The following is a 20,714-nucleotide window of genomic DNA, read 5'->3' as shown; positions in this document are numbered from 1 at the left end:
CTCATCGGCGCAACCTCAATCCTCGTGGCGTCCGTGCGAAGCCGGCCTCGATCAACGCCTCGATCACGGGTGAGTGCCCAATGTCGAAGACCGATCTGCCATCTACTCTTTCGATCACCAGACCATCGAGCCCACCCTCGCGGACTAACTCCATCGTGCCCAATGCCGCCGCATGCAGCATCGTGGGGTCGGTCACGAAACTGAGTAGCGACTTGCCGCCACGTTCGATGTAGAGAACCAGATCTCCGTCAACAAGCGCTGTGAGTGCCCCCGCTTTCCGTCCCGGCCGATGACCGGAGTCGGAAACCGTCCGCGGCCACACCAATGCGGCGCCATACGGATTGGCCGGATCGGTCGCCGCCAATACTGCTGCCCGATACGGTTTGCGGGCGTTGTCGACGGCGTCGAGATACTCACGCAGCCTGTCGACGGTCGCGGGAGACGCGAACTGCGCACCTCCGAGCGATTCGATGAAATAGCCTCGGCGGCAACGCCCATTGTCCTCGAACGTCGACAACACCTTGTACAACCAGGCGAACCCACCCGCGACTCCTTCGGCGACGACACTGCCCTTGGTCACGACGCCATACCTGCCGAGTAGAAGTTCGGCCTGCATATGCGATCGTTTGGTGCCGTCGGCGAGCCTTTCCGGGAGCAGCGACCACCTGCCTGCGACAGCGGGATCGACCGGCAGTGCGGTGGGGATGGGGGTGTAGGCGCGCAGTCTCGGCGCTCGGCGATTACGGTGCGCGGTCCTCGACTTGGTGCTGGTACCCAGTAGCGCCCGCACCGGTGCGAAGGTGTCTCCCGTTACCAGCCCCGCCCACACCAGATCCCACAACGCTGCCCGCGATGCCTCCGCGCCGAACTGGCGGAAGAAGTATCCGCCGCCATCGGCGAGACCGTCCAGGATCGCTCGATGCGCCATGTCGAGAACAACGGGGTCCGTAGCGGCGAGAGTGGCCGGCGCAATCCCACTCGGGTGCAACGCGATCCACCCATCCTGTGCGGTGATCGAGCCATGTCCCGACCACACGGCTTCCCCGGCGGCCAGCAGCTCGTCGAGCATCCGGGGGGAGTAGTCGCGCACTCGGCGCGCCAGTATCAGCGGCTCCCATGCGGATGCGGGAATCGGTACCCCGGCGAGTTGATCGATGACGGTGGCGACGCCGTCGGTCCCGCGCAGACTGGCATCGAGATACTGCCAGTCGGGTAGGAACCGCGCGAACGCGGCGGTGCTGACCGGCTCCACCTGCGCGCGCAGTGCGGCGAGCGATCGACGGCGCAGGACCCGCAGCACCTCCGCATCACACCACTGCTCGGAATCGGTGGCGCGTGAGTTGAATTGGCCGGTGAATTCACCACGTACCAGCTGGCCGCGGGTGGCCAGACGATCCAGCACATCTGCGGCAACACGGACTCCGATGCCGAAGCGTTCGGCGGCCTGCCCGGTGGTGAACGGACCGTGCGTCCTGGCGAATCGGCCCAGCAGCTCACCGAGCGGATCCGCGGTCGCGTCGGTGAAGGCTGCGGGGACACCTGGAGGTACCGGAACACCGAGCGCGTCGCGCAACCGCGCCACATCCTCGACGGCGGCCCACCAGGAATGCCCCCCGTATCGGCTCTCGACGACTCGCCGCGCGGTGACAAGTTCACGCAGCCAGTCGGTTCCGGCGCCGTCGCAGCGTGCGGTGACCTCAGCTGCGGCCAGGGGGCCAAGGAGCCGGAACAGATCGGCGAGGGCCTCGGCGTCGCGCGCCTTCCGGTCGTCGGCGAGATGCTGGAGCTGTCGCTCGGTCGCGTCGATGACCGCCGGGTCTAGCAGCTCTCGCAGTTCCACGCGTCCCATGAGCTCCGCGAGCAGGCCCGTGTCCAACGAGAGTGCCGCGGCACGCCGCTCCGCCAGTGGCCGATCCTCGTCGTACATGAATCCGCCGACGTAGCTGAACAATTGAGCGGCCGCGAATGGGGAGGGTGTGTCGGTCTGCACCTCTACGATCCGGATTCGGCGTTGCTCGATACCGGACATCAACCGCACCAGGGTTCCGATGTCGTACACGTCCTGCAGGCATTCGCGTAACGCCTCCAGGATTATGGGGAAGTCGGGGTGATTGCGCGCCACATCCAGCAGCTGCGCTGCCCGCTGGCGCTGCTGCCACAGCGGCGACCGCCGGCCGGGATTTCGACGGGGAAGCAGCAAGGCGCGAGCCGCGCATTCACGAAACCGTGCGGCGAACAGCGCCGATCCGCCGACCTCCCGGGTGACGATCGCCTCGATCTCCGCGGCATCGAAGACGAAAAGACTTGCCCCGGGCGGGTTGTCATCGGTATCGGGAAGGCGCACGACGATGCCGTCATCGGTGGCGGTGGGTGATTCGCCGATACCGTAGCGCTGCTGGAGCCGGTCGGAGACCGCGAGGGCCAGCGGTCCGTTGACCCGCAGCCCGTAGGGGGAATGCAAGACGATGCGCCAGTCGCCGAGCTCATCGCGGAATCTCTCGACGATCAGCGTGGTGTCGGTGGGGACAGCACCGGTCGACTGCAGCTGGTCGCTCAGCAGCGTGCGCAGGTTGCCCATCGCGAAGTCGTCGAATCCGATAGCAGAACAACGCTTCTCGAACTCGGCGTCACCTGCTGCGGCCAGTTCTCCTGTGAGATGTCCCAGCGCAATACCCAGCTCGGCGGGCCGACCCACCGCGTCGCCACGCCAGAAGGGCAACCTGCCGGGTTGACCGAAGGCCGGGACCACGATGACCCGTTCATGGGTGATCTCGGTGATCCGCCAGCTGGTGGCACCCAGCGAGATCACGTCGCCGGGCCGCGACTCGTACACCATCTCCTCGTCGAGCTCGCCTACCCGTGAGGGCTTCTCGCCCTCCGCACCGGCATACATGTACACCGTGAACAGGCCGCGGTCGGGAATGGCGCCACCGGACGTCACCGCGAGCCGTTGCGCTCCGGGCCGTCCGGTGAGTGTCCCTTCGTCTCTGTCGTACACGACACGTGGACGCAGCTCGGCGAAGTCGGTGGACGGATACTTGCCACTGAGCAGGTCGAGGACCGCGTCAAACGCACTGCGCGGCAAGGAGCTGAAGGGGGCGCTGCGCCTGACCACGTCGAACCACGTCTCGACGTCCAACGGATCCAATGCACAGGCAGCCACCGTGTGTTGCGCGAGAATATCGAGCGGGTTGGCGGGCACCCGCAGAGTCTCGATATCGCCATCGAGCATGCGCCGCACCGTGACCGCACAGCCCAGGAGATCGGTCCGGTGCTTCGGGAAGAGAACGCCCCTGGATACCTCACCCACTTGGTGGCCTGCCCGGCCGATTCGTTGCAGTCCGCTGGCGACCGATGGCGGCGCCTCCACCTGGACCACCAGATCCAGGGCACCCATGTCGATTCCGAGTTCCAGGCTGCTGGTGGCCACCACGCATTTGAGACGTCCGGTCTTCAGATCATCTTCGATGGCCGCGCGCTGTTCCTTGCTCACCGAGCCGTGATGAGCGCGCGCCAGCAAAGGGGCGGCACCAAAGGTCTGCCCGCTGCCCATGATGTGTGCCGGTGGCCCTCCGGGCACTCCGGGATTGGGTATCGGGGTGAGGTCCACCCCGAGGCGTTCGGCATGAATCTCGTTGAACCGTGCGGTGAGCCGCTCGGCGAGGCGGCGCGAATTGGCGAAGACGATGCTCGATCGGTGCGCCTCGATGAGGTCGACAATGCGTTGTTCGACATGCGGCCAGATGGTGTTGGTACCTGCATTGGCGGCCTCTGGATCCGGATAGGTGTCCGGGGCACTCATATCCGGAACCGGCACCACGACCGACAGGTCGAACGTCTTGGGACTGGCGGGTGATACGACGGTGGCTGGGGCGCGACCGGAGAGAAAGCGGGCGACCTCGCCCGCTGGTTTCACCGTCGCCGATAGGCCAATCCGTTGTGCCGGTTGGGAAAGTCGACTGTCCAGTCGCTCGAGGGAGAGCGCGAGGTGCGCACCGCGTTTCGTACCGGCTACCGCGTGAACCTCGTCGACGATGACAGTCCGCACCGTATCGAGGGTTTCGCGCGCGGCGGAGGTGAGCATGAGGAACAGCGACTCGGGGGTGGTGATGAGGATGTCCGGGGGAGATGAGATCAATGCGCGGCGGCGCTGTGCGGGGGTGTCGCCCGAGCGCACACCGATGGTGATCGAGGGCTCGAGCAGGCCCATCCGTGTGGCGGTCCGGGCAATCCCAGCCAGAGGGGCGCGCAAATTCCGCTCGACGTCGACGGCAAGTGCTTTGAGTGGTGAGACGTACAGGACCCGGGTCCCCCGGCGGTCGGGCTCGGCGCCGACCAGGGTGTCGATGGCCCACAGAAACGCCGCGAGGGTCTTACCCGACCCGGTGGGGGCGACAACGAGTGTGTTGTCACCGTTGGCGATGGACTGCCATGCGCCGGACTGCGCCTGAGTAGGACCCGGGAATGATTCGGTGAACCATTCCCGGGTGGGCGCCGAGAACCGGGCGAGTGGGCTGGACTCCCTGCTCATCAGGTCATCGTGCCAACAAGGCCCGACAACTAATCAGCGCCCATGAGATCTACCACTGTCTGTGGGATGTTCGGCACCCGCCGCACGGCATCGATCATGGCGTGCGCGGAGGTATCGGCGAGCCAGTCGACGTCGAGATCCGGGTTGATGGCACGTTGGCGAGCCAGTTCCTGGTTGAACGTCAGCCATGCCCGGATGACCACCCGCAAGATAGTGACAAGATCCGGGGTCAGCTGATCGCCCGCGACATGTTCGACAACGGCCATGATGCGATCGGTCTGCTTGTCGTATTCCTGCTGCTCGATGGCCGCGACGGTGGGATCGGCCGAATCGATCATGCGGAAGACGGTCACCGGCGCATACGGATGCTCCTCCTGATAGTGCAGATACACCAAGAGAGTGCGCCGGAGGCGCTCGAAACCCGAGAGCGTTGGGTCCATGTCCAGTGAGATGGTGGCGTCGTAGAGCCTGTCGTACTCGGCCTGCATAACCGCGGTGTAGAACGCGCGTTTGTCGGGAAAGTAGCGGTACAGCAGCGCCCGTGAGACACCGGCCTGTTCGGCTACCTCATCCATGCGGACGTCGTCGTAGTGCCGTTCGCCGAACAACTGGGTACCAAAATCTAGGAGCTCGGCGCGCCGATCTTCGGGACTGAGCCGACGACGAGGCGATGAGCCGCTTGGGCGGACTGCATCGGAGTCGTCTGTCATTTAGCCGATTTTACTAGGCAGTGCTGTTGCTCTTGGTGAGATCGGTTAGCTCGATCGATTAACCCGTCAATTAACTGGTTTTGACTCAGGTGGGCTTCATCAGATCTGCCATTACGAGAAGTCGTTATCGCCTAACTACACTGCGTCGGTGGCTAAGCACATCGACCCCGCGGATATGGCCATCTTTGGGCGTGTCCTGGATCAGGCCGCCGAGCTTGCGCCGGAGCATCCCGATTCAATTGCTGTGCAACGCGGAGTCGCAAAACTCTTCAAGATCGTCAAAAGACAGCGCCGGCGTCAGGCCCGCCAGGCGGAGTTGGATGCCGACCGCGCGGTGATCGGTGCGACCGCCACCGGTTCGGCCGACCGGATCGATGACGAGACGGCCGGGCTGCCGCTGCGCGCCGGTGACGCCATGGGGACGCTGCGGCGCCCGCAGCATTGCTATATCTGCAAGGTCAGATACACCGAGATCGATGCTTTCCATCACCAACTGTGTCCGGATTGCGCGCCCGCCAATAGATCCCGGCGCGAGCAGCATGCTGACCTGACCGGCCGCCGGGCCGTATTGACCGGGGGCCGCGCCAAGATCGGGATGTATATCGCCTTGATGTTGTTGCGAGACGGGGCGAGTCTCACCATTACCACCCGTTTCCCGCGGGATGCGGCCCGCAGGTTCGCGCAGCTGCCGGATGCTGACGGCTGGCTCGACCGGCTGAGCATTGTCGGGATCGACCTGCGCGACCCTGCGCAGGTTGCGCGCTTCGCCGATGAAATCGCCGCACAGGGACCGTTGGACATTCTGATCAACAATGCCGCTCAGACGGTTCGTCGGAGCCCCGGCTCCTACATGTCCTTGGTTGATGCCGAACAGGCTCCGCTCAGTGGCGCTGCAGCGCGTCTTCCGATTACGACGATGGGCGATTCCAGTGAATTGCATCCGCACACCTTGGCGCTCGGTGAAGGATCTGAGGCCGCCGCGCACTCGCTGGTGTCGTTGGCATTGACCGCAGGCTCTGCGGCACCGGACCGGATTGTCGATGGGACGGCCGTCGACGCCGGTGGACTGCTGCCCGATCTCGTCGATACCAACAGTTGGGTACAGACGGTCGATCAGATTGATCCACTGGAACTGCTTGAGGTGCAACTGTGCAACAGCGTTGCGCCATTCATTCTGCTGTCTCGGCTTCGGCCCGCATTGCGTGCCTCAACCGCTCGCCGCAAGTACGTGGTGAACGTATCCGCGATGGAGGGCAACTTCTCGCGCGGCTACAAGGGGCCTGGGCATCCACATACCAATATGGCCAAGGCCGCGCTGAACATGCTGACCAGAACCAGCGCGGGTGAACTGTTTTCCGAGGGCATCTTGGTAACCGCGGTCGATACCGGCTGGATCACCGATGAGCGTCCGCACAGCAGCAAGATGCGGTTGGCGGAGGAGGGATTCCGGGCACCGCTTGATCTCGTGGACGGTGCTGCCCGGGTCTATGACCCAATAGTTCAGGGTGAGCGCGGCGTCGATCTGTACGGCTGTTTCCTGAAGGACTTCCAGCCGCACCCCTGGTAGGTGCTGATCAGCCCGTCCGATTAGCCGAAGTGAACGCCTTGGGCTAAGGGCAGTTCCGTGGAGTAGTTGACGGTGTTCGTGGCACGGCGCATGTACGCCTTCCACGAGTCCGAGCCGGACTCGCGGCCGCCACCTGTCTCCTTCTCGCCGCCGAATGCCCCGCCGATTTCGGCCCCTGAGGTGCCGATGTTGACGTTCGCGATCCCACAATCCGATCCGTCGGCGGCCATAAAGCGCTCCGCCTCGCGCACGTCGAGAGTGAAAATCGCCGAGGAAAGGCCCTGGGGGACCGCATTGTTCAAGGCGATAGCCTCGTCGAGGGTGTCATAGGTGAGCACGTACAGGATCGGCGCGAAGGTTTCCCGATGGACGACCTCTCCTTGTTCTGGCATCCGGACGACGGCGGGGGTGACGTAGTAGGAATTACTGCAGGAGCCACCCGAGGAGCCCTCACCGACTTCCCGGCGTTCGCCGCCGGTGACCGTTCCGCCGTGCGCACGGGCCGCGTCCAGTGCGTCCTGCATATCGCGATAGGACTTCTCGTTGATCAGCGGACCCACCAAGGTGCCTTGGCCGAACGGATCCCCGACCGTGAGCTGGCCGTAGGCGCTCACGATGCGCTCGACCAGCGTATCGGCGATCGAGTGATGAACGATCAACCGCCGCAGGGTGGTACAGCGCTGGCCCGCGGTGCCTGCGGCGGAGAATACGATGCCGCGTACCGCCAGATCCAGATCTGCCGAGGGGGTGACGATCGCCGCGTTGTTGCCACCCAGCTCGAGCAGCGACCGGCCGAACCGGGCGGCGACGCGCGGGCCCACCTGCTGGCCCATGCGCACCGACCCGGTGGCGCTCACCAGCGCGATACGCGGGTCATCGACGAGTTGTTCGCCAATCTCGCGGCCGCCCTGGATCAATCGGCTGACCTCCGGGGGTGCTCCTACATCGGCGGCCGCACGGTCCAGAAGTGCCTGGCAGGCAACAGCAGTCAGCGGTGTGAGCTCCGAAGGCTTCCACACCACGGTGTCACCGCAGACCAGCGCGATCGCGGTATTCCATGACCACACGGCAACCGGGAAGTTGAACGCCGAGATGACACCGACGACGCCCAGCGGGTGCCAGGACTCCATAAGGCGGTGCCCCGGGCGTTCCGATGCCATCGTCTTGCCGTACAGCTGTCGAGACAACCCGACCGCGAACTGGCAGATATCGATCATTTCCTGCACCTCGCCGAGGGCCTCGGAGACGATCTTTCCGGCCTCGATGGTGACCAGTTCGGCGAGATCCTTCTTGTGCTCGGTCAATAGCTCACCGAGGCGGGCCACCAGTGCGCCCCGCACGGGCGCGGGTGTCGTGCGCCAGTGTGAAAATGCTTGTGCGGCTTCCGCAATGGCTTCCTCGACGTCATCCTTCGAGCTTGCAATGAGGGTGAAGAGGGTGTCGCCGGTGATGGGGGTGCGGACAGCGACGCCGTCACCGGCCGTCGCCTCCGTACTGAGTTCTATATCAGCGCCGATCCAGCGCAGCGCGTTCCGGGCGCGTGCGCGCAGCTCGTCGGCCGAGGGCAGTACCTGGGGTGGTGTCGAGGCCTCGGTTGTTGGCACTGTGGTGGTCATCGGTCGGCTCCTATCGTGAGTTCAGATTGTGCAGCGATCGCGGCGTATAGCGCATACGGATCGTGAATGTCCCTGCCGATTGCACCGGACATCCATTCCATCGAGTAGTCGGCGATCGAAGAGTCAGTGCCCTCACCGTACGATCCGTCGCCATCGAGATTGGACCGGAAGATCCCTGCGGCAGACCGGGGCAGGAAGTCTTCGTACACGATGGGGCTGCGCACGATCTCGCCTCCGGAACCGGTACTGGTGCGGAAGTAGGCGAGCCCTTGCTCGGCCAATTCGGTTTCGGTGTCAGGGAAGTGGTCGGACCATATCGACGCTGCCTGTCCGGGAGTTGTCTCGGTGGTATCGATGGCGGCCATGGCGTCGTCGTAGCGGGTGCGGCCCGCGGGGGTAAGGGCTATGCCTCTGGCCTCGACCTCGCCAAACCGGACCCGCAGCGTGTCTCCGACCACGGAACCGTCGCGCATGCGGAATCGTCGCGGCTCGGCCAGTGCCCGGAATGAGGTCTGCCGCAGCAGAACGTCGGGTCCACGCCACCGAGGTGGTCCCTGGATCGCGTCGATCATGGCGATACCGCGTGCCGTCATCCGGTGGTACAGATCGTCGATATCGAGCACGCGCGGTGTCAGGTGATTGATATGCGTGCCGCTCACGCCGGCGATATCGGCCGCGACGGGGGAGACCGCGGAAAGCTCGTCGTACCAAGCACGGTCGATGGGTGCGGTCGACAGCGCGAAGGCCTTGACCGCAGCGCTGATGAAGTCCGCGGCCTGCGCCGGGGTGGCTCCGCCCGCGCTGCTGATGAGTCGCGCGTGTGCCAGTAGTGCCGGGTCGAACAGCTCTCGCTGCGTGACGAAGTTCTGCACGCGCGTGCGCAAGTCCGCGTCGAAGAACCTGCGATCGGCGGTCGCCAGCATCGAGGTGAACACGCGGAACGGATTGAGTGCCAACTCTTCTTCGTCGATCGGCCGGAACGCGGTCGAGACCACGGGCACCGGGGAGGCGGCGTCGCGCAGGTCGTAAAAGTCGACGGGATACATCCCGAACGCTTCGAATAGATCGGCAACGGCGGCGAGTTCCCGTGGGCCGCCCACTCGGATCGCGCCGTGGCGTTCGGCGGTGACGCGCTGTACCGATCCGAGCCGTTCGGCGTCCGGATGCGTTGTGGCGTAAGTCTGGTTCACTGCGGTGCTCACATCGACCAGGGTGTTGTACGCGGGAACTTCCGCGCCGTACATCCGCGACAGTGCCACCGCGAAATGCGCCCGCAGTTCCCAGCACGGGATCAGCGCGGTCATCGAGCTCGTCCCAGAGTTGAGGTGATTGGCCTGCGCAAGTCCGTTCCCTGATGTCCCTGGTCGCGGTACTCTGCCCCGGTGACCCAGGAGGTACCCGAGCGTCCGCTCGATGATGTCGATCGAATTCTGGTGCGCGAGTTGGCTCGCGATGGCCGGGCGACGCTCGCGCATCTGGCGGCCAAGGCCGGCCTGTCGATCTCGGCGGTGCAGACCCGGGTCCGGCGGCTGGAGTCTCGCAGTGTGTTGACCGGGTACGCCGCACGGGTCAACCCCGAGTCGGTGGGCCAGCTTCTATCGGCGTTCGTGGCCATCACCCCTCTCGATCCTTCTCAACCCGATGATGCTCCGGCACGGCTTGAGCACATCGCCGCCATCGAGTCGTGCTACTCGGTGGCGGGCGAGGAGAGCTATGTCCTCTTGGTGCGGGTGCCCTCGCCGCGTGCGCTCGAAGAGCTGCTGCAGCTGATCCGCACCACAGCCAACGTTCGTACGCGAAGCACCATCATCTTACAAACTTTTTACGATGGTCGCCAGCTAGTACCGTAAAAATTCTTGTTCTGATGTAGAAAACTCGTAAATACTTCGTTAGTGTGGGTGCATGACCGCACTGATGTTCTCTGGTTCCACGACCGATGATGACGGCACTCGCGCCGCCCTCCGGGCGGATTCGGTGACACCGGATCGGGTGCACGAGGTGCTCGGTCGCAGCATTCTGGCCGACGGGATGGACCTCGTTCTCGACCTCGAGCGTTCTCGTGGGGCACACCTGGTGGATGCGCGTGACGGGACCACATATCTCGACATGTTCACGTTCTTTGCTTCGTCGGCGCTGGGTATGAATCACCCGATGCTCGCCAATGACAGTGAATTCCGCGCCGAACTTACCCGGGCTGCCATCAACAAGCCGAGCAATTCCGATATCTACACGGTCGAGATGGCTCGGTTCGTCGACACTTTCGCGCGTGTGCTCGGTGACCCGGCGCTTCCACACCTGTTCTTCGTCGACGGCGGCGCGCTGGCCGTGGAGAACGCGCTGAAGGTTGCGTTCGACTGGAAGAGCCGCTGGAACGAGGCCCATGGGATCGACCCAGCATTGGGTACCCAGGTGTTACACCTGCGCGAGGCATTCCACGGCCGCAGCGGATACACGATGTCGCTGACGAACACCGATCCCAACAAGGTGGCGCGGTTCCCCAAGTTCGACTGGCCGCGTATCGACGCTCCGTACCTGCGCCCGGATGCCGATATCGACGAGCTGGAGGCCGCCGCACTGGCGCAGGCGCGTCGTGCTTTCGCCGAAAACCCGCACGACATCGCATGTTTCATCGCCGAGCCGATCCAGGGCGAGGGCGGCGATCACCACTTCCGTCCCGAGTTCTTCCACGCCATGCGTGCGTTATGCCACGAGAACGACGCCTTGTTCATCTTCGACGAGGTGCAGACCGGGTGCGGACTCACCGGAACGGCCTGGGCTTTCCAGCAGCTGGGTGTGACACCCGACATCGTGGCCTTCGGCAAGAAGACGCAGGTCTGTGGAGTCATGGCCGGTGGCCGCGTCGATGAGGTGGCCGACAATGTCTTCGCCGTCAGCTCGCGTATCAATTCCACCTGGGGTGGCAATCTGGTCGATATGGTGCGCTCCCGCCGCATTCTGGAAGTGATTGCGGCAGAGCGGCTTTTCGATAACGCGACACGGATGGGCGAGTACCTGCTCGACCGCCTGCAGACCCTCGCGCTGCGACACGGCGAGGTTGCCGACGTACGCGGCCGTGGGTTGATGTGTGCGTTCAGCCTGCCGACTACCGAGGAGCGCGATCGCCTGGTGCAGCGCCTGTGGTCAGAGGAACGCGTAATCCTGCTGCCCAGCGGCAAGAACAGCGTGCGGTTCCGCCCGCCGCTGATCGTCAGTGCTGCGGAGATCGACGCGGCGGTCGCGGCGGTATCGCGAATTTTGTCTTACCAGCCATAGGGCGAGTGCTCGCGTGCCGTCCGTAGCGCGCCGGCCCACCACGCCAGCTCGTCGAGCATCGTCTTGGCCGCGGTCTCCGCGTCACGGCTGTCGGTGAGCTGGCCGGCATCATCGAACTGGCTCCATACGCCGTGGAAACTCACCACATCCCGGGTGGTCACGGCGTGGAGTTCGGCGAACACCAGGCGTAGCTGCTCGATGGCGCGCAACCCTCCCGACATCCCGCCATACGACGTGAATCCGACCGGCTTGGCCTGCCACTCACTGTGATGCCAGTCGATCAAGTTCTTCAGCGGAGCGGGGAAGCTGTGGTTGTACTCCGGAGTGACCACGAGGAATGCGTCGGCGATCCGCAATCGCGCCGTCACCTTGGCCAGCTGGGCGGCGTCGTCAGCCGCTGGATTCCTGGAAAGATGAAGGGGCAGAGGGTACTCCGCGAGATCGATGTAGCCGACGTCGAATGCCGAGTGGCTGCGGGCGTTCGACGCGATCCAATTCGCCACGGTGGGGCCGAAGCGACCTTCACGCGTGCTGGCGCAGATCACGGCGAGGCGCAGTGGGGTGTTCACGTGCCCCATCGTTGTACCTAAAGTGCACTCGAGGTCAAGAGGTTTCGTTCCGTCACGCGTCGTGGTCAGCCGAGTATGGCGTCGGCGAAGCGGCGCACCGCCATCACGGCTTCCTGCTCGGCGTCTCGCGAGCCGGGATAGTCGGGACGTGCCCGTGATTCGACGGTCCGGGTGACGGGGTCGAGTCGCACCTCGGCCACCATCTCGGCGGTGGTGGGTTCGCAGACCGCCCAGCTGTACAGGCGATCGGAGTCCCAATCTGCGGCACGTGCGGCGACGTAATCGGCGTCGTCGACACCCAGCGATGTCAGTGCCGAACGGTCGTCCATTCGTTCGTCGGCGCGCAGGGCGCGCAAGTACCACGCGCCCGCGTTGATCTCGATGGGTTCCATGGCTCTAGAAATACGTCGAGCGTGAAACCATGGCGGCAATTCGGTGAGAATCCCGCCATAGCTTCACGCTCGGCGACAAAGTCCTACTTGATTTCCGCGATGACGGTGCCCTGGGTGATGGCGGCACCTGCCTCGACGCTCAGCCCGGTGATCGTGCCGGCCTTGTGCGCGGTGACGGGGTTCTCCATCTTCATGGCCTCCAGCACCACGATCAGCTCGCCGGCCTCGACCTCCTGGCCCTCCTCGACGGCGACCTTGACGACGGTGCCCTGCATCGGTGCGGTGACCGAGTCGCCGGTCGCGGCGTTGCCGCCGTGGCCGCCACGCTTGCGCGGCTTGGGCTTCTTGCGCACGACACCGTTCGCGGCGCCACCGCCCCCGCCCAGCGAGATATCACCGGGCAGCGACACCTCAAGGCGACGGCCGCCGACCTCGACAACCAGCTTCTGGCGAGGCAGCGCCTCTTCCTCGTCCTCGGCGACGCCCTCAGCGGTGAACGGCTCGACGGTGTTGTCCCACTCGGTCTCGATCCAGCGGGTGTGCACGGTGAAGCCGTCATCGTCGCCGATGAAGGCCGGATCCGAGACCACCGCGCGGTGGAACGGGATGACGGTGGCAAGGCCTTCGACGTTGAACTCGGCCAGCGCGCGGCGCGAGCGGGCCAGGGCCTCGTTGCGGTCGCGACCGGTGACGATCAGCTTGGCCAGCATCGAGTCGAACTGGCCGCCGATGACCGATCCCGCACGCACACCCGAGTCCAGCCGGACACCGGGGCCCGACGGGGTGTCATAGACCTTGACGGGGCCGGGGGCCGGCAGGAAGTTGCGGCCGGCGTCCTCGCCGTTGATGCGGAACTCGATGGAGTGGCCGCGCGGTGTCGGGTCCTCGGTGAACTCCAGCGCCTCGCCGTTGGCGATCTTGAACTGCTCCAGCACGAGGTCGATGCCGGCGGTCTCCTCGGTGACCGGGTGTTCCACCTGCAGGCGGGTGTTGACCTCGAGGAACGAGATCAGGCCGTCCTGGCCCACCAGGTACTCGACGGTGCCGGCACCGTAGTAGCCGGCCTCCTTGCAGATCCGCTTGGCGGACTCGTGGATCTCCTTGCGCTGGGCGTCGGTGAGGAAAGGTGCCGGCGCCTCCTCGACCAGCTTCTGGAAGCGGCGCTGTAGTGAGCAGTCGCGGGTGCCTGCGACCACGACATTGCCGTGCTGGTCGGCGATGACCTGCGCTTCGACGTGGCGCGGCTTGTCCAGGTAGCGCTCCACGAAGCACTCGCCGCGACCGAACGCGGCGACGGCCTCACGGGTGGCCGACTCGAACAGCTCGGGGATCTCTTCCATGGTCCGCGCGACCTTCATGCCGCGGCCGCCGCCACCGAATGCCGCCTTGATGGCGATCGGCAGACCGTGCTCCTTGGCGAAGGCAATGATCTCGTCCGCGTTCTTCACCGGGTCGGGGGTGCCCGGCACCAGCGGGGCCTGGGCCTTGGCGGCGATATGGCGCGCGGTGACCTTGTCGCCGAGGTCACGGATGGACTGGGGGCTGGGCCCGATCCAGATCAGCCCGGCGTCGATGACGGCCTGGGCGAAGTCGGCGTTCTCGGACAAGAAGCCATAACCGGGGTGGATGGCGTTAGCACCGGACTTCTCGGCCGCGTCCAAGACCTTTCCGAAGTCCAGGTAGGACTCGGCGGCGGTGTTACCGCCGATACCGAACGCTTCGTCGGCCAGGTGTACGTGGGGGGCGTCGGCATCGGGTTCTGCGTAGATCGCGACGCTGCCCAGTCCGGCGTCTTTGGCCGCGCGGATCACCCGAACCGCAATCTCGCCGCGGTTGGCGACGAGTACCTTGCTGATCTTCGAGCTGGCGTGATTGGGCACGGAGCCTCCTGGTTTTAGCGCTTTCTTAAGTTTCTCGGCAATGAGTTTATGCATCCGTGGCGCGAAGCACACATCAGGGTTGGGGTGCGCCGGGCGTGTCTTTTGCCTACTCGTGAGTAGGTTTAGGCCAATCGCCGCTTGATCCGGGCCAACATCGCCGACATCCCCCGCAGTCGCAGCGGGCTGATCAGCTCGGCCAGGCCAAGATCTGCATAGAAGTCGTCGGGTACCGCCAGGATCGCGTCGGCGGACTGCCCGTCGAGCCCCTGATGCAGGATCGAGGCGAATCCACGCGTGGTGGGAGCCTCGGCGGGTGCGCTGAAATACAACCGGACGCCGGAGCGGTCGGTGGAATCGACGTCCAGAAACAGAGGTGACTGGCACTCCGGCACCGGCTCCATCGCTGCCTGCTCCAAATGCGATGGTAGGTCAGGTAATTCGCCCGAGAACTCCAAGAGCAGCCGCAGCTTGTCCTGCCCGTCGACGGCCTTGAAGTCGGCGACGATCTCGGCGAGTTCGGCGGGAAGGGTCACTGTTTTAGCGGAGGAATCGCGCCGGGCTTGTCGCCCTTGACGATCGGTGTGCGGACTCGGTTGCCCCATTCGGTCCAGGACCCGTCGTAGTTGCGGACACCCTCGACACCCAGCAGGTACGTCAGGACGAACCAGGTGTGGCTGGAGCGCTCACCGATCCGGCAGTAAGCGACGATGTCGCCATCTTCGGCGATCACGTCGCCATAAATGGCGTCGAGTTCGGGGCGCCGACGGAACCTGCTGTCGTCTGCGGCGGCCTTGGCCCACGGGATGGAGACGGCGGTGGGGATGTGCCCGCCGCGCAGGGCGCCTTCTTCCGGGTAGTCGGGCATGTGGGTGCGTTCGCCGGTGTATTCAGCCGGGGAGCGCACGTCGATCAGCGGGCCGTGTCCCAGGTGCCCCAGCACGTCGTCCGCGTATGCGCGGATCGGGGCGTCATTGCGGTCCACCACGGGATAACCCTCGATGTACTTGGCCGGGACGTCGAGTGTGGTGTCGCGGCCCTCGGAGATCCACAGATCCCGTCCGCCGTCGAGGAGCCGCACATCGGGGTGACCGAACAGGGTGAAAACCCAGAGCGCGTAGGCGGCCCACCAGTTGGACTTGTCGCCGTAGATGACGACGGTGTCCTCGCGACGGATTCCCTTGCGGTTCATTAGTTCCGCGAACTGCTCGCCATTGATGTAGTCCCGGACCGTGCCATCGTTCAGGTCGACGTGCCAGTCGATCTTCACCGCGCCGGGTACGTGCCCGATGTCGTAGAGCAGGACATCCTCGTCGGACTCCACGATGGACAGTCCGGGTGTGCCAAGGTGCCCAGAAAGCCAGTCCGGCGAGACAAGGCGTTCGGGGTGGGCGTAGGCGGCGAATTCGGGGCTGGGGTCGGCCGGAAGGGTCACGGTTGGAGCCTAGTCGCGTTCGCGAGTGCGGGGCTCACCGAGTTGGATACCGAGTTCAGATCTGCGGTGCGTTGCTGGTCGCGGTGCGAGAATTCGCCAATGCCGGACTGGACATATCACCCGTTAAGCCCTATCGCGTCGTCGGTTTTCGGTGGACGCCGGACGCGGGTGTGGGCGATGAAGGTACTGGCGGCGGTGGTGACACGCGTCGGCGGCCGGCGCTGGATTCCGTGGGTGTTCGACCATCCGCCGGTTCCACCGGAATGGAAGGGCCGGTTCGGGGCGACAGTCCCGCCATCGATCGCGCGCGAGGCCGTTGCGGTGTTGCCGGTACAGGGAGCCGGCGTCATCGAGATCGGTCCGGTGGGCGTCGCGGATATCGACACGATTCGGCAGGCGACCGCTGATCGCCGGTGCCGGGTGATTGCCGTAGCCGCCACACCCGAAGCCGCCGCTGCCGTGGCACCGCTTGTCGACGCGGTGTCCGTGTCTGTTGATAGCGGCACTGTGCGGCTCACTGAACCCGAGATCGACACCGCAGTGCGCGCGTTGGCCGATCCGTCGACGACGGTGCTGGCCACACCTGCGGTGTTGATCGCCGCCGGACCGGGCTGGTTCAACCGGGTGATCGAGGCCGCGACATCGACATCGCCGCCAAAGAGGTTGCACGATATTGGGTTCGATCCGCGTGGATGGCCCGCGTGGGTATGGGGCGGGCTGGTCGGGGTCGGCCTGATCGTCGCGGGTATCGGGGCCGCCGCCATCGCGTTGGGGCCGGTGCTGTTGTGGTACGACCGCGATTACCTAGGTCTTTCGGTGGACGACTTGCGTGGTGTGAACCATCACCTGGTCGGGTTTCTGCAGCATGACCGACTGACCATGGCGGGCAACATGATTGGCATCGGAGTTCTGTATTTTGGGCTCGCCTGGGGCGGGATCAGGGAAGGGCATCGCTGGGCCCGCAATGCCTTGTTGATATCCGGACTCGTCTCCTTCCTGACATACTTCTATTTCCTCGTGACGGGATTCCTCGAACCGCTGCACACACTTGTGGTGATCATTCTGTTTCCCATGCTGCTGCTCGCAGTGTGGCGTGCACCCTCGACACCGCATTGGCCGCCTGTCGTGGAGGGGCCTGAGGCGCAGCGGCGACGCGCGCTTTGGGGGCAGCTGCTCATGATCGGCGTCGGCGGCGGGTTATTCGTTGCCGGAGCGGTGATCTCGACTGTCGGGCTGACGTCGGTGTTCGTACCGACCGATCTCGATTTCCTTGGTACCAGCTCCGAGGCGTTGCGCGCCGCCAATCAGCACCTCCCGCCATTCATCGCACATGACCGCGCGGGCTTCGGTGGTGCGTTGATGGGTGCCGGGCTGGCGGTGCTCCTGATCAGTCTGTGGGGCTGGCGCCGCGGCGAACGCTGGGTGTGGTGGTCACTGCTGATCGGGTGCGCATTCGGCACGGTGCCGGTCCTGGGCATTCATTTCGCCATCGGGTACACGCATGTCGAGCACCTGCTGCCGGTGTACGTATTGGTTGTCGTGGTGGTGATCGCTCTCGCGTTGTCGAGGGCGTATCTCACGGCGCGGCCCGATCAATCGCCGCGTATCAGCCGGTAACTGGTGACGGTCTCGCCGCGTCCGTCGATGGCTTGCCGCCAAATCGACTGTGCGGCATGGGAGAGTGTGGCATCTACGCCGACTTCCTCGCTGGCGTCGATGTCTCGTGTCAGGTTCTTGGCAGATTTTCGGGTCCGATGGGGTTCCCTTAGCTCGTGGACTGAGGGCGCGGCGGTAGTCCGCGTGTTGAGGGGCGTGGTGGGTCGGCGCGGTTATTCTGGCGTGCGGCTTTGACGTCGTTGCGGTACTCGGCGAGCGACTCCGGGGAGTAGTGGCGGCCATGGCGCCAGGTCGGGTTGCCGAATTTGAGGCGGGCCCAGAAGAACGCTTCACCTCCACGACTGGTCAGGACGGGCGGGACAATTCGCCAAAACCTGCGTTGCGCCCGTATCGAAAGTTCGTCCAGCCTGGATCGGGAGATGCCGAGCGCCCGTTCGATTTCCGGCGGGATGATCATGAGCAGACTGGTTCGCAGGAAGTGCCGCACGGGCCAGGACAACGCCAGATACACCGCGCGCGGCAACCACGGTGCGAGCCGGGGTGGTGACGGGTCGAGGGACTGCTTCAGCAGGAAGTGGGGCGCCTGTGCATGTTCTGTGTCGATGTATGGCAGCCAAGTTTGATCCCAGTAGACGGTGAATTCGTCGTAGGTGTCCGGTAGACCTTTGACGCCGATGAGGGCGCCGATCTGTAAGAAGCCGGTGTAGGCGTCCTGCTTGAACTGTTCGGACTCGAATCCGCGTAGTTGTTCGCGGACGTCCATGATCGGTTTGATGATGCCGGCCCAGGACCATGCCCACAGGTCGCGTTCCCAGGCGTGGTAGCGCTGGCCGCTAGACAGGTGGCCCTCGATGTGTCGGTGCAATTCACGTAAGGATTGGGCGACGACGGGTCGTTCGTCGCCGGCGAAAACGATGCCGATTGTCAGGTCCAGCGTGTCGATCAGGCGGATGAGTATGTCTTCAAGGCGCACCTGTTCGCGTGCGGAGATCTTGGCGATGCGGTCGTGGTCGTCTACGCCTTTGCCTCCTTCGGGGCTCAGGGTCAGGTAGATGAATGCAGGGAAGCCGGCATACGCGACGGTGACGTCACTGAGGATCGTGTAAAGCGGCGTGCCGGGCCCGGTCAGATCGAGCGGAACTTGTTCGGCGGTCCGCGCCGAGAACACTGACCCATGAGGGGACTGACTATTCATTCAGCCAATGTACTACAGGCTGCCGCGTATCCCCGTGGCATACGATCGAGGCTGTGAGCCCCCGAGTCCGTAGCGTTGCCTCGACCAACGGGGTGGGCAGCCGCGACGACGAGTTGACGAAGCGCAGGCGCAAAGAGATCCTGCTCGGTGCCTGCGAGGTGTTCGATCAACGCGGATACGCAAACACCCGGATGGCCGACATCGCCGGGCATCTGCGGATCGGCCAGGGCACGGTGTACCGCTACTTCGCGGGCAAACCGGAATTGATGGACGAGATCGTGCAACACACGATTCGCCGCATGCTCAACGCCATGCGGGAGGACGCCCCTGCCTCTGCGGTCAGCCTTGCCGAGTTCACCCGTCAGATCAGCGACGTCGCAGCACGGTTGTTGGATGTGGCGGCCGACGAGCCAGTACTGATCCGCGTTCTGCTCAGAGAAGCCCCAGCGGCCAAGCCGGAATCGGTACAACAACTGTCGGGCGGACTTGCCGCGGTCACCGCGAACTATCTGAATCAAGGTGTGCAGCAAGGCTTTCTGCGGACCGACCTTGACACCGGCGTCGTCGCCGATGCGATGGTCGGTGTCTTGATCCCCGCGATGGGTCGAGTTCTGCGCGGCGAGTTGGACCGATCTGCGCGCCACCTGCACGCGCACACCATCGGTGAGCTCATTACCCACGGCGTGGCCGAGAACGATTTTGGGGCCACCTGACACCGGTCTGGTCGACCACCGCGGCGAAACGCCTCGGCCACATTCGGCAGTTGCGGCGCCAACACCTCACTGGTCAACCCACACCGCGGTGCCAGCTGCTCGGCGTCAGCGATCCGGCGGCGGGCCGCCCCCCAACACTCCAATCGAACTCATATCGAATACTGACCACACCCACCGGCAACGCACCCTGAAACGGCTGTGACAGAAGTGAATTCAATCGGGCGGTGTCAGCCCACTCGCCTCGGCCACGATCTCCAACGATCTCAGCTGCAGTTTCCGGTCGGGCGCGTTGGGGACCACGATGAGCTCGTCGGCGTCGGCCAGCTGCGCGAAGTTGTCCAGGTATGCGCCCACATGGTCGGGTGTCCCGACGGCGAAGTACTTAGTCATCGCCTGAATCTGTTGTCCAGCAGGGGACTCGAGAGCGGCGAGCGCCTCGTCATCGGTGAGGCGTGGGCCACCGCCTCGATGCAGGAAAAGCTTGGCGCGTTCTATCAGTGCCGCGCGATGCTGCTCCTGCGCGGTGGCGTCATCGTCCGCGGCAATCACGTTCACCCCCGCGATGACATACGACTCCTGCAACTGCTCAGACGGCTGGAACTCTCGCCGGTATAGCGCGATCGCATCCTGCAGGGCGGGCGGCGCGAAATGCGAAGCGAATCCGTAGGGCAGGCCCAATACGGCCGCCAGCTTCGCGCCGAACAGCGAGGAGCCGAGGATGTAGAGCGGCACATGCGTCCCGTGCCCCGGGGTTGCGGTCACACCCGGGACCCGACTCTGTTCACCCAGATATGCCTGCAGCTCGATGACGTCCTGTGGGAAGTGCTCGGCGTCGGCGGGGGAGTGCCGCAATGCGCGGAGAGTCACTTGGTCTGTCCCCGGAGCGCGGCCGAGGCCGAGGTCGATGCGTCCCGGGTGCAGGGTCTCGAGGGTGCCGAACTGCTCGGCGATCTGCAGCGGCGAGTGGTTGGGCAGCATGATGCCGCCGGCGCCGAGTCGGATGGTCGACGTCTGGGTGGCCACGTGCCCGATCAGCACGCTCGTCGCTGATGAGGCAATGGACCGCATGTTGTGGTGCTCGGCGTACCAGACGCGGTGAAACCCCAGCGCTTCGGCGTGCCGTGCGATCTCGACGCTAGCGGCGAAGCTCTCGGCCACGGTCTCGTCCGGCGCAACACGCGCCAGGTCCAGAATCGATACCTGTCTCGCCATGATCCAC

At 64.8% G+C, this 20,714-nt stretch carries 16 protein-coding genes; 5 read left to right on the top strand and 11 right to left on the bottom strand.

The features are described 5' to 3' along the window. Position 1: 1 nt before the first annotated feature. A complete protein-coding gene (locus AB0H22_RS02065) occupies positions 2-4,531 on the bottom strand; it encodes an ATP-dependent helicase (RefSeq protein ID WP_358144438.1) in 4,530 nt (1,509 codons plus the stop codon). Positions 4,532-4,560: 29 nt separating this feature from the next. Beyond that, on the bottom strand, positions 4,561-5,241 hold the full coding sequence (locus tag AB0H22_RS02060) for a TetR/AcrR family transcriptional regulator (protein WP_180748529.1): 681 nt from the start codon (positions 5,239-5,241) through the stop codon (positions 4,561-4,563). A 175-nt stretch (positions 5,242-5,416) separates the two neighbouring features. Between AB0H22_RS02060 and AB0H22_RS02055 the strand changes: the two genes are divergently transcribed. Beyond that, complete coding sequence (locus AB0H22_RS02055) at positions 5,417-6,808, top strand: SDR family NAD(P)-dependent oxidoreductase (protein WP_180749693.1); 1,392 nt, start codon at positions 5,417-5,419, stop codon at positions 6,806-6,808. A gap of 20 nt (positions 6,809-6,828) precedes the next feature. Here AB0H22_RS02055 and AB0H22_RS02050 read toward each other — a convergent pair whose 3' ends face one another. Together AB0H22_RS02050 and AB0H22_RS02045 are read right to left on the bottom strand one after the other, a co-directional pair. Next, positions 6,829-8,424, bottom strand: coding sequence for an aldehyde dehydrogenase family protein (locus AB0H22_RS02050; RefSeq protein WP_358144436.1), 1,596 nt, complete (start codon positions 8,422-8,424; stop codon positions 6,829-6,831). Further along, entirely contained in the window at positions 8,421-9,728 is a 1,308-nt protein-coding gene (locus AB0H22_RS02045) for a VOC family protein (protein ID WP_358144434.1), read from the bottom strand. The genes AB0H22_RS02050 and AB0H22_RS02045 overlap by 4 nt, the downstream gene beginning before the upstream one ends. Before the next feature lie 78 nt (positions 9,729-9,806). Here AB0H22_RS02045 and AB0H22_RS02040 point away from each other — a divergent pair, with 78 nt between their 5' ends. Then, positions 9,807-10,274, top strand: coding sequence for an Lrp/AsnC family transcriptional regulator (locus AB0H22_RS02040; RefSeq protein ID WP_180748526.1), 468 nt, complete (start codon positions 9,807-9,809; stop codon positions 10,272-10,274). A 124-nt stretch (positions 10,275-10,398) separates the two neighbouring features. After that, positions 10,399-11,697, top strand: a complete 1,299-nt coding sequence (gene lat / locus AB0H22_RS02035; protein ID WP_358146000.1) for an L-lysine 6-transaminase — start codon at positions 10,399-10,401, stop codon at positions 11,695-11,697. On the opposite strand, the gene AB0H22_RS02030 is transcribed toward lat, so the two are convergent. The 5 genes from AB0H22_RS02030 to AB0H22_RS02010 form a co-directional block, all read right to left on the bottom strand. Then, on the bottom strand, positions 11,685-12,275 hold the full coding sequence (locus tag AB0H22_RS02030; RefSeq protein ID WP_180748525.1) for an NAD(P)H-dependent oxidoreductase: 591 nt from the start codon (positions 12,273-12,275) through the stop codon (positions 11,685-11,687). The two genes, lat and AB0H22_RS02030, sit on opposite strands and share 13 nt — an antisense overlap. A 56-nt stretch (positions 12,276-12,331) precedes the next feature. Further along, positions 12,332-12,658 (bottom strand): hypothetical protein, encoded by a 327-nt coding sequence (locus tag AB0H22_RS02025; RefSeq protein ID WP_180748524.1) that lies wholly within the window; start codon positions 12,656-12,658, stop codon positions 12,332-12,334. A gap of 83 nt (positions 12,659-12,741) precedes the next feature. Continuing rightward, positions 12,742-14,538 carry an acetyl/propionyl/methylcrotonyl-CoA carboxylase subunit alpha gene (locus AB0H22_RS02020; protein WP_180748523.1) on the bottom strand — a complete coding sequence of 599 codons (1,797 nt, stop codon included), beginning with the start codon at positions 14,536-14,538 and terminating at the stop codon, positions 12,742-12,744. A gap of 122 nt (positions 14,539-14,660) precedes the next feature. Continuing rightward, positions 14,661-15,071, bottom strand: coding sequence for a SufE family protein (locus AB0H22_RS02015; protein WP_180748522.1), 411 nt, complete (start codon positions 15,069-15,071; stop codon positions 14,661-14,663). Further along, the gene (locus tag AB0H22_RS02010; RefSeq protein ID WP_180748521.1) at positions 15,068-15,970 is read right to left on the bottom strand and encodes a sulfurtransferase; all 903 of its coding nucleotides are present in this window, start codon (positions 15,968-15,970) and stop codon (positions 15,068-15,070) included. Before AB0H22_RS02010 ends, AB0H22_RS02015 begins: the two co-directional genes overlap by 4 nt. Before the next feature lie 99 nt (positions 15,971-16,069). Here AB0H22_RS02010 and AB0H22_RS02005 point away from each other — a divergent pair, with 99 nt between their 5' ends. Continuing rightward, a complete protein-coding gene (locus AB0H22_RS02005; protein WP_358144430.1) occupies positions 16,070-17,587 on the top strand; it encodes a hypothetical protein in 1,518 nt (505 codons plus the stop codon). Positions 17,588-17,735: 148 nt separating this feature from the next. Here AB0H22_RS02005 and AB0H22_RS02000 read toward each other — a convergent pair whose 3' ends face one another. Next, the gene (locus tag AB0H22_RS02000) at positions 17,736-18,782 is read right to left on the bottom strand and encodes an oxygenase MpaB family protein (RefSeq protein ID WP_358144427.1); all 1,047 of its coding nucleotides are present in this window, start codon (positions 18,780-18,782) and stop codon (positions 17,736-17,738) included. 53 nt (positions 18,783-18,835) lie between these two features. Between AB0H22_RS02000 and AB0H22_RS01995 the strand changes: the two genes are divergently transcribed. Next, positions 18,836-19,495 (top strand): TetR/AcrR family transcriptional regulator, encoded by a 660-nt coding sequence (locus AB0H22_RS01995; RefSeq protein ID WP_358144425.1) that lies wholly within the window; start codon positions 18,836-18,838, stop codon positions 19,493-19,495. A 213-nt stretch (positions 19,496-19,708) separates the two neighbouring features. Here AB0H22_RS01995 and AB0H22_RS01990 read toward each other — a convergent pair whose 3' ends face one another. Further along, positions 19,709-20,707 carry an LLM class flavin-dependent oxidoreductase gene (locus tag AB0H22_RS01990; protein ID WP_358144423.1) on the bottom strand — a complete coding sequence of 333 codons (999 nt, stop codon included), beginning with the start codon at positions 20,705-20,707 and terminating at the stop codon, positions 19,709-19,711. Positions 20,708-20,714 lie beyond the last annotated feature (7 nt).

This window comes from Mycobacterium sp. NPDC050853 (genome assembly GCF_040653875.1).
In the GTDB taxonomy this organism is placed as follows: Bacteria; Actinomycetota; Actinomycetes; order Mycobacteriales; family Mycobacteriaceae; genus Mycobacterium.
This window is presented reverse-complemented; position numbering and strand designations above follow the sequence as displayed.